Origin of the sequence: Glaciecola sp. MF2-115 (assembly GCF_047250385.1) — a bacterium.
Classification (GTDB): domain Bacteria; phylum Pseudomonadota; class Gammaproteobacteria; order Enterobacterales; family Alteromonadaceae; genus Glaciecola.
This window is the reverse complement of record NZ_JBLBVM010000053.1, coordinates 185,531-198,254: the sequence shown is the minus strand read 5'-3', so window position 1 is coordinate 198,254 and position 12,724 is coordinate 185,531. Positions and strand designations below refer to the sequence as shown.

Sequence of the window (12,724 nt, the reverse complement as noted above, 5' to 3'; positions counted from 1 at the left end):
GATTGCTGAATAATAGAAACACAATTTATGAAATATTCGAATACAATCGACTTAGTCAATCCAGAAGAAAGTCATTCTGATTTTAAACGCTGGACTGGGCATGGTTTGGTAAGTTTAGGTCTTGTAAACCCAAAGTCTGCCACTAATGTTGCATCCATACTCCGTGCTTGCGGTTGCTATGGTGCGAGTGCCGTCTTTTATACAGGTCAACGGTTTGGCTATGCTAAAGATTTTAATGCTGACACCAAACGTATGCGCCACATCATTCCAACTATCGGTGTTGACGATCTCTTAAGCATTGCTCCTAAAGGGGCAAGCAAAGTCGTTATCGAACTAGTTGAAGGGGCAATACCACTGCCTGAGTTTGAGCATCCTGAGAACGCTTTCTATATTTTCGGTCCTGAAGATGCTTCTGTGCCTGAAGATATAGTCAAAGCTTGTGACCACGTTGTATATATTCCCACCCGCAACAGCATGAACTTAGCAGCAACTGCAAATGTAGTGTTGTATGACCGCATGGCAAAAAGTGATTACTCAGCTGGAAATGAATTGATTAAAAAGAGTCGTGATAACAATAATAATATTAAAATCGACAACTAGTAAAAACTCTTATATTTTTCAATTGTGAACTAGATCATGCTGAGGTAACAAATGAGCGACCATCGTCACTATCAAGATTACATGCTGCATAAATTAGAAACGTCACTGGATTATCCCTTTGGTGCTGACGTGAGTGTGTTCAAAGTGAAAGGTAAAATGTTCGCAACACTAGCCTTAGGCAGCGGCAACGAAAAGGGCACAGATAGCAAAATGGCAGGTCATTACTGCATGAATTTGAAATGTGATCCTGACGAAGCCATGATATTGCGAGATATTTTCCCATCTGTGATCCCTGGATATCATATGAACAAGGCACAATGGAATACCATCATTCTCGACGGCTCAATACCTCAAGGCGAAGTTGAGCGCATGATTGATAATTCTTATATGTTAGTGGTCAGTAAAATGACGAAGAAAGAGCAAGCCTCTATTTTGTTGCATTTGTAGTCTAATCTAATATAAAACTTCTTTTTTTAAATTGGTTGTGTTTTTATACCGCCAGTTTCATTAAATTCAAAAATAGGCGCTGAGCGCGGTCATTCATTTTACCTATGGCAACCGCGGCGCAACTCAGGAGACCTTATGCGTTATAACAAGCAAACTGCTGCCGTAAAAAACTTTGATCGATGGATCAGAAACGATTTCAAACAACTCAACACGCAATTAGAAGAAATTTACTTTGCCCAGAGTGATCGCAGCGATGTTAACTTCCAAACTTATATTACCAAACCTTTAACCGAAGAATTGACTGAAACAGGTCGAGCTTATATTGCTGAGCTATTGAAAGAGGGCAATACAGACTCAGGCTTTGATTCGGGTTTTGATTTATTGGGTAATGTCGGTTTATATATGGCAGCATGCCGCCGACATGAAATCACAGAGCCAAGCAGGGAAACTAAATCGCCCCTCATCGAAGCATCTGCTTTGGCGATGCAAATAGGTGCCTCATTGGGAGTAACCCCGCGCTTTTCGACAAGCCACTTAACAACGCATAATTCTGCTATCAATGGTTTGTACAAGAGTTTTACCTCATTGAAAGACGAGATACTATTTCTTGATTACAATACCCGTGGCATTTTAGCTTATATGCGCACTGCCGATGCTCTATTAAAAATACTACCAATGGGGATTTCTCACTCACTCGCTGGTGATATGTTGCAGGTAGCGAAGCAAGGTTTACAAGATGTCATTAAGTACAATGATGCCTTATTCAATGAATTAAGTGTAGAGCGTTTCTTCCACTGTGTTCGTCCCTACTACAAACCTTATAGAGTTGGCCAAAATGAATATAGAGGCGCTAACGCAGGTGATTTTGCTGGCATCAACGTTATTGATTTACTACTTGGCGTCTGCCAAGGTGATGACCCTTACTATTCACAAATTTTAGTCGATAAATTCTTATTTATGTTGCCTGAAGAACAAGCAACATTGCGGGATTGTATGAGACGTGAAAGCTTATTAGACTCATTGTTGAGCGTACCTGCTGAACAAACGAGTAGCCCTTGGTTTAAAACCAATGCAGCCTTATTTTTAGAAGTACTTGAACTGCATGGCTACGCAGCAAGTCAACACCACAATCAATTGGTAGAGCGCTTCATTGCTCAAATGGCTAAGAGTGAAACTCAGCAAGCACTTAATAAAATAACGGCAAGTGGACCACCACTTCCTGTATTATTGCGTTCACTTGAAAAGTTAAAGGATTTGCGTTGTGCGACTGAGCGTGACGATATTCCTAGCCGCTTCTCAGATGTTCAGCAATTGAAAGAGCGATTGTCATAAGCTGCTAATAACTATTTAAAAAGCAGCTAGTCGAATTGAAATCCTCTCTCCAAGGTCGGCTTTATGGCCGGCTGCTTTTAGACTCAACACCTTAGCGGTACTGGCGATTTCAGTAATTGAATAATGCGACCATCCATCGCAAATAATATATCTACAGAGTCTCCGGCATGTAGCTCACTATCAATGCGCTGCATGTCATTCAGCACAGCGAGCAATTCATCGCTTATTTGCACTAGCTCATTGCGACACGTAGCCAATGACCAACCATTATCTGTCACCCTCAATGTAGCGGATGTTTTATGATGAGCGCTCAAAGTTCCTTGTTGTTGCAGGAAATCTTTATAAGCTGCGTCATATTGCAAACGAATTTTATCACTCGCCAACTCCTCAGGTATTGAGAAACTATGAATTTGCACACTTGTATAAGCTTCCTGATTGAAGCCACCTTGATCGAGCTTATACTGACCTACCCACACCACCGCAACAAGCGCGACTAATGCTGTGGCAGCAAGCAATGACGTTGACCTATTTGCCCAACGTTTAAGTTGATTCGAAAATGAATTTGCCGCTAACTCTTCTTTTTTTGCCGCTAGCATCACGTTGCGTCGAATAGATTTGGGAGAAGACTGACTTTGCTTTTCGTTGTTATAAAGCGCCGATAAGGCTTCTTCAGTGCCTGAGTTCGCATCTGCTGCTTTCTTTGGATCAGTCACGATATTTCTCCAAGTGTTTTTTCAAGGCTTGTTTGGCATAGCGAATACGGCTTTTCACTGTTTCTGTCTCCGAAGCAGTTAGTTGACTAATTTCAGCAAGTGAAAACCCTTCTTGCTGCAAACAAAAAGCCTCTTTTTGAGAAAAGGGTAAGGAAATTAGTGCGATATTGAATTGCTTGACGATGGAAGATTTAGAGTCACGTTGTGACAATAGTTCGACATCCGTGAGAATTGCACTGTTTTCTTGCGCTGAAGACGAAATACCTGAATTGTTTGATGACGTGCTTTCCGAAGTGGTGCCTTCTGTTTGCTCTTCAAACAACTCTTGAAAGCGCCCAGCTTTGCGAAATTCATCAATCAAACAACGTCTAGCAATAGTGAAAAGCCAAGATTTGAATGAGCCTTGGTCACGATACAAATGTGTTTTTTCTATCACTTTCAACCAAGTCAACTGCGCCACTTCTTGAGCTAACTCTTTGTCGGTGAGTGAAAGTAAAAAATGGTAAAGGTCACGTTCACAATTATCATAAAGCTGAGCCAGAACGTGACTTTCCTTTTTTGCAGCGTATCGCAGAATGAGCGTTTCATTGCTCATTCTAGCGACTGATGAACCTACAAATAGGTTCTTTAAACTCAAAGAAATGCTCACAAAATTCCTAGGCTAGCTCGATAACTTAAATTCTAGCATAACACTCAAGCCTTCTTGCACCACAGATTTTCCATCTTCTCTCTTTGCTTGATATTTCCAACGTTGTAAGGCACGCTTTGCCGCTCGGTCAAAGGTTCTCTTTGGCTCTGAGTCAGTGACAACAACATCCCTAACAGATCCACTTTCATCAATGCTAAAGCTAAGTTCAACCCAACCTTCAATACCATCTCTAGCTGCACTCTCTGGGTATTGTGGGTCGATACGAACGATCGGTCTAGCATCTGAGGCCATATTAAATATACCCGTATTCTCATCTGTCGTTACCGGCTCAATACCAGTTAGGCCTGGTTCCTCGAAACCTATGCCTGTAATGGGATCAATAGGTAAAGTATCACGTGATACATCTGGTGGTGTGAGCACAGGCGGAGGTGGCTCAATTTCGCGACGAGTACTTCTAATTGTTTCGTCTTTTTCTTCGTAAATAGATGAAATCAAAGGAATGGGCTCTACTTTTACTACTTCTACATCGTTATTGGAGATGAGCTCATGCATAAGCACAAAAATACCAAAAGTAGCGATCCCGCCTAAGGCAATGGATGCAGCTATTCTTGGTAAACCTATTGAGGGCGTATTGATTCCCGCTGTCGAACTAGCACTAGACGATTGTTGCTGCTGACTTTTAACTGCTGATTGATGACTTGTTTGCATAGAAATTCTCCCGTTTGCTATGACCTTTTCGTTACTGTCATTGAACTAACGCGGGAGAATTTCAGATAGGGTTAAAATAAATTAATTATTTATTAACTATTTATTTATGAACTACTTATTAATCTAGAGTTTTAATTTATTCCCATTCAATTGTCGCTGGCGGTTTACCTGAAATATCGTAAACAACACGCGAGATACCGTCGACTTCATTGATAATTCGATTGGATACTTTCCCTAAGAAATCATAAGGTAAATGTGCCCAATGAGCCGTCATAAAATCAATGGTTTCAACTGCTCGCAAAGAAACAACCCAATCATACTTGCGCATATCACCCATTACACCGACTGATTTCACTGGTAGGAAAACGGTAAATGCTTGGCTTACCTTTTGATATAAATCGGCAGCATGCAGCTCTTCAATGAAAATAGCATCGGCACGACGAAGTAAGTCGCAATATTCTTTTTTGATTTCGCCAAGAACACGCACGCCCAAGCCTGGCCCAGGGAATGGATGTCTGAACAACATGTCGTATGGCAAGCCTAGCTCTAAGCCGATTTTACGCACTTCATCTTTGAATAATTCACGTAATGGCTCGACCAAGCCCATGTTCATATCATCAGGCAAGCCGCCTACGTTGTGATGTGACTTGATGACATGTGCTTTACCCGTTGCTGAGCCCGCTGATTCAATAACATCAGGATAAATAGTGCCTTGTCCCAGCCATTTAGCGTTGGCTAATTTGTGCGACTCTTCATCGAAAACTTTAACAAATTCGCCACCAATAACTTTACGTTTCGCCTCAGGCTCATCGACGCCAGATAGTGCGTCTAAGAAGCGCTCTTCCGCATCTACTTTGATGATATTCAAACCGAATTTATCACCAAACATTTCCATTACTTGCTCACCTTCGTGTAAACGAAGTAAGCCGTTATCAACAAAAACGCAGGTTAAGTTTTTACCAATTGCACGGTGCAATAGCATCGCAGTAACAGATGAGTCGACGCCACCTGATAAACCTAAGATAACCTCATCGTCACCTACTTTTTCTTTGATACGCTCAATTGCATCTTCAATAATTGAGGCCGGTGTCCATAAAGCTTCCAGTTTACAAATATCAAAAGCGAAGCGTTTAAGTAACTCTAAGCCTTGTTTTGTGTGTGTTACTTCCGGATGAAATTGCACACCGTAAAAATTCTTTTCTACATTGGCCATAGCGGCATGTGGGCAACTCGGTGTCTGAGCGATAGTCGAAAAACTAGCAGGCACCTTACTCACTTTATCACCGTGACTCATCCAAACATCAAGAAGTGCGTTTCCGTTATGATTTGTCTCATCCAAAATGCCGTCGAACAAATTGGAAGCAGAAAGCACTTCTACTTGAGCATAACCAAACTCACGAATATTGGAGCCTTGAACCGAACCACCTAGTTGATGTGCCATGGTTTGCATGCCATAACAAATACCCAAGATAGGTACGCCAGCATTAAATACATATTGAGGTGCACGTGGTGAACCCATTTCCGTCACAGATTCTGGACCACCCGATAGTATAATACCGTCTGGCGCAAAGTTACGGATCTGATCTTCGGTCACATCCCATGCCCATAATTCACAATAAACGCCGATTTCGCGGATACGTCTTGCGATCAATTGAGTGTATTGAGATCCAAAATCAAGGATAAGGATTTTCTGACTATGTATGTTTGCAGACATTGGTTTACCTAAAAATAGTTTTACCTAAATATAAAAATGAAAAAGGGCTGAGAAATGTCGAATAATAATCGACATCAGCCCTTTGGAAACGTCTTTGGTTTACCCTAAACGGTAATTTGGAGCTTCTTTAGTAATGCTTACATCATGTACGTGAGATTCACCCATTCCCGCTGCCGTTACTTTAACAAACATTGGTTTTGTGCGTAGCTCTTCTATATTTGCACAACCCGTTAATCCCATCGCTGAGCGCAATCCGCCTAACTGTTGGTGAATAATAGTTGAAATAGGCCCCTTATATGCAACACGCCCTTCAATGCCCTCTGGCACCAATTTCTCGGCATTGTTGCTATCTTGGAAGTAGCGATCTGATGAACCGTTGCTCTGATTCATAGCACCTAATGAGCCCATGCCTCGATATGATTTGTAATAGCGACCTTGGTATAGTTCAACTTCACCTGGTGCTTCTTCTGTTCCGGCCAACATACTGCCAACCATCACGCAACTCGCTCCGGCAGCAATGGCTTTTGCGATATCACCAGAGAAGCGAATCCCGCCATCTGCGATCACAGGAATGCCGGTGCCTTCGAGCGCTGCGACAGCATCTGAAACCGCAGTAATTTGAGGTACACCGCAACCAGTAACAATTCGCGTTGTACAAATTGAACCAGGGCCGATGCCTACTTTAACTGCGTCAACACCTGCATCGGCAAGTGCTTTCGCGCCCTCACCTGTTGCAACGTTGCCAGCAATTATTTGAATATTTGGATAGTCACCACGTACTTTCGCTACACGGTCAATCACGCCTTGCGAGTGGCCATGTGAGGTGTCAATTAATAACACATCAACACCTGCATTCACTAATAACTGAATGCGTTCATCGGTGCCGGGTCCAACACTCACAGCGGCGCCAACACGCAAACGACCTTTTGCATCTTTACATGCATTGGGTTTGCTCTTGGCTTTTTGGAAATCTTTAACGGTAATCAAACCTGTTAATTTGAAAGCATCATCAACAACTAGAATTTTTTCAATTCGGTGTTCATGCATTAAGTCCATCACAACGTCAGGATTCGTATCTTCTTTGACAGTAACGAGCTTGTCTTTGGGCGTCATCACTTTGCTGATAGGCTGATCGAGACGGTTTTCGAAACGTAAATCACGGCCTGTCACCAAACCAATGAGATTATTTTCTTCGTCAACTACAGGGAAACCAGAGTAGCCTAATTGTTTGCTCAGGGCTTTAGTATCACCAATGGTTGCATCTTTACTCACCGTAACGGGATCAGATACAACACCACTTTCATACTTCTTCACTTGTAATACATGCGCAGCTTGATTTTCAGCTGTCATATTCTTGTGAATGAAACCAATCCCACCTTCTTGCGCTAAGGCAATGGCAAGACGCGCTTCAGTAACGGTATCCATAGCAGCTGAAATTAACGGCATATTCAACGTAACATCACGTGTGAGACGTGTTTTTAAGTCGGCAGTATGGGGTAAAACGGTGGAGTGACCGGGGACAAGCAGAACGTCATCAAAAGTTAACGCTTCTTTAGCAATTCGTAACATGCAAATAACACCTTAAGGCAGTGGTTAATTGCGGTGCAATTGTAGTGTTTTTTTGTATTTAGGTAAACTATAATTCGCGCACAAATGAATAAAAAAGCGAATTATGTTTTCTAGCTCACCAAAACAACCCAGTATTCTCTCAGTAACTCGATTAAACCGCCTTGCAAGACAGGTGTTGGAGTCGGAAATTGGACAAGTATGGGTGTCGGGTGAGTTATCCAATTTTGTAGCTGCAGCTTCAGGTCATTGGTATTTCACTTTGAAAGACAATAAAGCGCAGATTAAATCCGCGATGTTCAAAGGTGCTAACCGAAGTGTCAAATTTACACCAAAAGCGGGCGATAAGGTTGTTGTTCGCGGCAGCTTAAGCTTGTATGAAGCGAGGGGTGATTATCAGTTAATAGCAGAACACATGGAACCCGAGGGACTCGGGCAGTTAAAACAAGCTTACGAAGCCCTAAAAGCAAAATTATCGGCAGAAGGCTTGTTTGCTATGGAAGCGAAACAGGCTATTCCAACAAATGTAAAGCGCCTTGGCGTAGTGACATCCCCCACCGGCGCAGCTATTCACGACATACTTAATGTGTTGAAACGCCGTAACCCAAGCATTGAAGTCATTATTTACCCAAGTCTAGTACAAGGTGATACTGCAGCGAAAAGTGTTGCTGAACAGATCTATATTGCTAACAAGCGCAATGAAGTTGATTTACTGATTGTTGGACGCGGCGGAGGCTCCTTAGAGGATCTGTGGGCTTTTAACGAGGAAGTCGTCGCTTATGCGATATCTGAATCTGCACTTCCTATCGTTTCAGCAGTAGGTCATGAGGTTGACGTTACTATTGCTGACTATGTCGCCGATATGCGGGCGCCAACCCCTTCTGCAGCAGCTGAACTGGTGAGCTCCGATAAAAGCCAGCTTGAAAAACATATACAACAACAGCAACACCGTTTAGCACAGGTATTTCAACAACACTTAAAGCGTATTGAATACAAATTGCACTTGGTAGAATCCCGTCTCTCGAATGTGCATCCAGCCGTGCAAATTCGACAAGCGAACCAGCATGCCGATAATTTAAGTATGCGCTTGTCGCAATCAATGGCCGAGAAACTCAATAGAGCGAAGAACAAAGCTGAAAATATAAGCCTGCGTCTGCAACATGCCTCTCCGAGTAATGCGATTAAAGCAAAGCAGCAGCAGGTGCAACAATATAGTCGACAGTTGCAGTCTCTGCAGCAACGTCAGCTTTCTGATAAACGATATCAATTGCAACGCATAGCAGACATATTGAACTCAGTAAGCCCCTTATCAACATTATCTCGAGGTTACAGCATTGCCTTTAAAGATGACCAAGTTGTTCGCTCCGTCACTCAAGTCGAAAAAGGAGATGTCATAGAAACTCGTGTGAGCGATGGTAAGGTATTCGCCAAAGTAGAAAAAACTGAGTAAAAAGCGCCCTACTAAAACCATTTATACCACGACACACTTCGCGACATTTGCGACACCAAAAGTCTATTCAGGCGTCTGATTTCTTTACACTTTATTTACTTTTTATCTCTATTGATATCTGTTAATCTCTTGTTTGTATTAACATTAATCGCAAAGAAATTTTTAGTGAATTCTAGAAAAATCTTTCGAAATTTTAGCTCATTGAAATCACAGCTAAAGTATTAAAAGTAATAAGGAAAGCGCATGCCAAGGATGACAACAGGTTTGAGTATCCACTCTGAGCAAACCATGTTTCAGACATTGTTTTCTCGACCGGTGCAAGGAAACTCACAGAAGCGCGCTCAAGAAAAGACCCTCCAGCTCAAAAAACGCTTCGCTATGCTTTCCTTTTTCGACGCATGTTTTTACTCCATCGCATTTTGCCTGCTTCTAATCTCCCCTGTGAATGCAGAAAGCACAGTTAATAGTGACCTCAATCCGAAAATTAATATATACGCAGCGCATGTCACTGAAAACCTGGAAGCTTCTTGTCAATCAGAGTCTGTAAGCTTTTGCAGCATGAATGTGGTTACTCAATCAGAGTTGTTAAAGTCATTACTAAATAATGATATTACTGGGCAAATTTCTCAATCGATTGAAAATAGTGATTACGAAGTGTTAATTGGTAGCGCAGTAGTAACTAAAAAAGCAAACAGTGAATTGCTTCAAACCCTTGTCTTTGAGATATCTTCAATTTGGCGAGGCATCACCTTAGACGATGCTCAATTTTCAATAGCGATGGAAAAAGCCGATAAAAGTGAAAAGGAATTGATTGCTCAAGCGAGCCAGCACTTAATGCACCAATGGATTGAACAAGCAAACGCAAAAGAAATTTTTGGGGCTGATTACCTTTATCGTTTTCTTGGGGCTAGTGATTACAAGAACGAACTCAAAGTACCTGCTCAAATTGGTGATTTCGCTTTGAATCGTCAACACTTGTACAACGACCCAATGAAAGGCATGTTGTCACGCTATATCCACAAGGATTTTGAACTAGCCGTGTTTGATGTTTACGTATATCCACTCAAGAGCAACGACTCACTTGAAGTGCAAACGAAGAATGAGTTGCTAAGCGAGCAAGAGGATATTCGCTTACTTAGTAAAGCATTAGGTAAAGATTCGCTAAAGATGACAGAAGTTTATGAACTTAACGATTTAGAAGGCGCTAAGGACACCCGTGTGTTTGCATTTGAAGCGAGCCTGCAGACTTCTTCTGAACCGCTTTTTGCCACTCAATACGCTTTTGTGAAAAACGATAAAATAGTAAAGTTTAGTATCAATGCACCTGCACGGATAACGAATGGTTTAATTACTCAGGCCATTAAAGCGATTCAAGTCCCTGCTGAATCAGCTCTAATGAAACAAGTGCGCCATATCGAGCAATCGCCAACCGGCAATCGCTCAACTTCAGTCGCACCTTAATCACTTAAGTTTTACAAACACTTTATTGCCCTGCTGAGCTCTTGAGTTTGTACTTTTGCAACTAATGGCGCTAAAGTACTGAGTTACGACGTATGACAATTCGCAAGAGAGCGAACTTTTCGTAAAAGACATATTCGCACCAAAGATACTCGCAATCGACATACTCACAAAAGACATGCTTGTATAAGAAAAATAAAATTCACAAAAGAAGAATAAAATGATGAATAAAACAAAAATTTCTCTGTTAGCTTCCGTGGTCATTGCGCTTTGCGCAGGCTGCTCGCCAGCTAACACCGATACAAATAAAATGAGCGAAGCGAAGCTGAGTGCTGAAGATGCTAAAGCATTTTTGCAAAAAGTTGACCACGACATTACCCGCCTAGCAAAGCCTGCATCACATGCATCCTGGGCCTACTCAACAAATATCAATTATGACAACGCTCAAGTTGATGCATATTTAGGTGAGCAATTGTCAGTCATGTGGGCAAAATACGCAGTTGAAGCGGCTAAATTTAACGACGTAAAAGTTGATGCTGATACACGTAGACAGCTCAATTTATTGAAATCAGGTCTTGAAATTGCGCCGCCAGCAGATCCGGCAAAAGCAGAGCGTCTGGCAAGCATTGGCTCAGACTTAGCAGGCATGTATGGCGCTGGAAAATATTGCCGCAGCGAAAACGAGTGTTATTCATTGGTTGAAATGAGTGCAGAAATGGCTGTTAGCCGTGACCCTGCCATTATGCTTGAGTTTTGGAAGGGGTGGCGTGAAGTTTCCAAACCAATGAAAGAAATATTTACAGAGCAAGTTGGTATTGCAAATGAGGGCGCAAAAGAGCTTGGCTATGCCAACACATCTGAATTGTGGCGTGCTAAATACGACATGCCTGCAGAAGAGTTTCCAAAAGAACTAGACCGTTTATGGGGCCAAGTGCAGCCTTTCTATGAGTCTTTGCATTGCCATGTTAGAGCTGAGTTATCTGAGCACTATGGTGAAGATATTGTACCTTTAGATAAGCCAATTCCTGCGCACTTACTTGGCAATATGTGGGCGCAAAGTTGGGGCAACGTATACGACATCGTCAAACCAGAGCAGAAATTAAATGTTCCCGATGTGACGAAAGCTCTAGCTGAGCAAGGTTACGATGAAATTAAAATGGTTAAACAGGCTGAGAGTTTCTTCTCATCACTTGGTTTTGAACCTTTACCTGATACTTTCTACGAACGCTCAATGTTCACTAAACCTGAAGGCCGAGAAGTTCAGTGCCATGCTTCAGCTTGGGACTTAGATGAGAAAGACGATTTACGCATTAAAATGTGTATTCAAAAGACCGGAGAAGAGTTTAATGTGATCCACCACGAACTAGGTCACAACTATTATCAACGTGCCTACAAAGACCAACCATTGCTTTATAGAGGTTCTGCCAATAGCGGTTTCCATGAAGCCATTGGTGATACAATTGCCCTTTCGATCACACCAACTTACTTAAAACAAATTGGTTTAATTGATGAGATCCCAGATGAATCAAATGACATTGGCATGCTGTTAAAAGTAGCGTTAGATAAAATTGCCTTTATTCCATTTGGATTGATGGTCGATCAGTGGCGCTGGAAAGTATTGGCAGGTGAAATCACGCCTGAAGAATACAACACGCTATGGTGGGAACTTCGTGAAAAATATCAAGGCGTAGCCGCTCCAGTTGAGCGTTCAGCGGATGCTTTCGATCCGGGCGCGAAATACCACGTTCCTGCGAATGTTTCATATACTCGTTACTTCTTAGCTCACATTCTGCAATTCCAATTCCATCAAGCACTATGTGATATCGCAGGTAGTGAAGAAGCGCTTCACCGCTGCTCAATATATGGAAGCGAAAAAGCAGGTAAAGCACTGAATGAAATGCTGGAAATGGGACAAAGTAAACCATGGCAAGAAGCGATGACTGCGTTAACCGGTTCTCCGGATATGGATGCCTCAACGATTGAAGCATACTTTGCACCACTGAAAGTTTGGCTAGATAAACAAAACGAAGGTCGCAATTGTGGCTGGTAGGGCTCGTTTAGCATAAAATTAAAATGGCAGTTAAATA

The 12,724-nt window shown here is 42.1% G+C and carries 11 protein-coding genes; 6 read left to right on the top strand and 5 right to left on the bottom strand.

From position 1 onward, the window contains the following. The first annotated feature begins 27 nt into the window (after positions 1-27). From ACKLNX_RS11805 to ACKLNX_RS11795, 3 genes are all read left to right on the top strand, one after another. Positions 28-600 carry an RNA methyltransferase gene (locus tag ACKLNX_RS11805; protein ID WP_411694924.1) on the top strand — a complete coding sequence of 191 codons (573 nt, stop codon included), beginning with the start codon at positions 28-30 and terminating at the stop codon, positions 598-600. A gap of 51 nt (positions 601-651) precedes the next feature. Continuing rightward, on the top strand, positions 652-1,047 hold the full coding sequence (locus tag ACKLNX_RS11800) for an MmcQ/YjbR family DNA-binding protein (protein ID WP_412972500.1): 396 nt from the start codon (positions 652-654) through the stop codon (positions 1,045-1,047). A 135-nt stretch (positions 1,048-1,182) separates the two neighbouring features. Further along, a complete protein-coding gene (locus ACKLNX_RS11795) occupies positions 1,183-2,379 on the top strand; it encodes a PrnB family protein (protein ID WP_412972499.1) in 1,197 nt (398 codons plus the stop codon). Between the two features lie 83 nt (positions 2,380-2,462). Here ACKLNX_RS11795 and ACKLNX_RS11790 read toward each other — a convergent pair whose 3' ends face one another. The 5 genes from ACKLNX_RS11790 to guaB all read right to left on the bottom strand — a co-directional run bounded on the left by ACKLNX_RS11790 (position 2,463) and on the right by guaB (position 7,732). Next, positions 2,463-3,092, bottom strand: a complete 630-nt coding sequence (locus ACKLNX_RS11790; RefSeq protein ID WP_412972498.1) for a hypothetical protein — start codon at positions 3,090-3,092, stop codon at positions 2,463-2,465. Beyond that, on the bottom strand, positions 3,085-3,741 hold the full coding sequence (locus ACKLNX_RS11785; protein WP_412972497.1) for a sigma-70 family RNA polymerase sigma factor: 657 nt from the start codon (positions 3,739-3,741) through the stop codon (positions 3,085-3,087). Before ACKLNX_RS11785 ends, ACKLNX_RS11790 begins: the two co-directional genes overlap by 8 nt. Before the next feature lie 12 nt (positions 3,742-3,753). Further along, positions 3,754-4,449, bottom strand: coding sequence for an energy transducer TonB (locus tag ACKLNX_RS11780; RefSeq protein WP_412972496.1), 696 nt, complete (start codon positions 4,447-4,449; stop codon positions 3,754-3,756). A gap of 136 nt (positions 4,450-4,585) precedes the next feature. Then, positions 4,586-6,163, bottom strand: a complete 1,578-nt coding sequence (guaA, locus tag ACKLNX_RS11775; RefSeq protein WP_411694930.1) for a glutamine-hydrolyzing GMP synthase — start codon at positions 6,161-6,163, stop codon at positions 4,586-4,588. Between the two features lie 99 nt (positions 6,164-6,262). After that, complete coding sequence (guaB, locus tag ACKLNX_RS11770; protein ID WP_411694931.1) at positions 6,263-7,732, bottom strand: IMP dehydrogenase; 1,470 nt, start codon at positions 7,730-7,732, stop codon at positions 6,263-6,265. A 103-nt stretch (positions 7,733-7,835) separates the two neighbouring features. Here guaB and xseA point away from each other — a divergent pair, with 103 nt between their 5' ends. From xseA to ACKLNX_RS11755, 3 genes are all read left to right on the top strand, one after another. Then, on the top strand, positions 7,836-9,179 hold the full coding sequence (xseA, locus tag ACKLNX_RS11765) for an exodeoxyribonuclease VII large subunit (RefSeq protein WP_412972495.1): 1,344 nt from the start codon (positions 7,836-7,838) through the stop codon (positions 9,177-9,179). A 243-nt stretch (positions 9,180-9,422) separates the two neighbouring features. Beyond that, the gene (locus ACKLNX_RS11760) at positions 9,423-10,640 is read left to right on the top strand and encodes a hypothetical protein (RefSeq protein ID WP_412972494.1); all 1,218 of its coding nucleotides are present in this window, start codon (positions 9,423-9,425) and stop codon (positions 10,638-10,640) included. 220 nt (positions 10,641-10,860) lie between these two features. Next, the gene (locus ACKLNX_RS11755; RefSeq protein WP_412972521.1) at positions 10,861-12,687 is read left to right on the top strand and encodes a M2 family metallopeptidase; all 1,827 of its coding nucleotides are present in this window, start codon (positions 10,861-10,863) and stop codon (positions 12,685-12,687) included. Positions 12,688-12,724: the final 37 nt, after the last annotated feature.

Coding starts and splice junctions, on each gene's coding strand:
- ACKLNX_RS11780 (WP_412972496.1), bottom strand. CDS start 4,449: ATGCAAACAAGTCATCAATCAGCAGTTAAAAGTCAGCAGCAACAATCG.
- guaB (WP_411694931.1), bottom strand. CDS start 7,732: ATGTTACGAATTGCTAAAGAAGCGTTAACTTTTGATGACGTTCTGCTT.
- ACKLNX_RS11805 (WP_411694924.1), top strand. CDS start 28: ATGAAATATTCGAATACAATCGACTTAGTCAATCCAGAAGAAAGTCAT.
- guaA (WP_411694930.1), bottom strand. CDS start 6,163: ATGTCTGCAAACATACATAGTCAGAAAATCCTTATCCTTGATTTTGGA.
- ACKLNX_RS11795 (WP_412972499.1), top strand. CDS start 1,183: ATGCGTTATAACAAGCAAACTGCTGCCGTAAAAAACTTTGATCGATGG.
- xseA (WP_412972495.1), top strand. CDS start 7,836: ATGTTTTCTAGCTCACCAAAACAACCCAGTATTCTCTCAGTAACTCGA.
- ACKLNX_RS11760 (WP_412972494.1), top strand. CDS start 9,423: ATGCCAAGGATGACAACAGGTTTGAGTATCCACTCTGAGCAAACCATG.
- ACKLNX_RS11755 (WP_412972521.1), top strand. CDS start 10,861: ATGAATAAAACAAAAATTTCTCTGTTAGCTTCCGTGGTCATTGCGCTT.
- ACKLNX_RS11800 (WP_412972500.1), top strand. CDS start 652: ATGAGCGACCATCGTCACTATCAAGATTACATGCTGCATAAATTAGAA.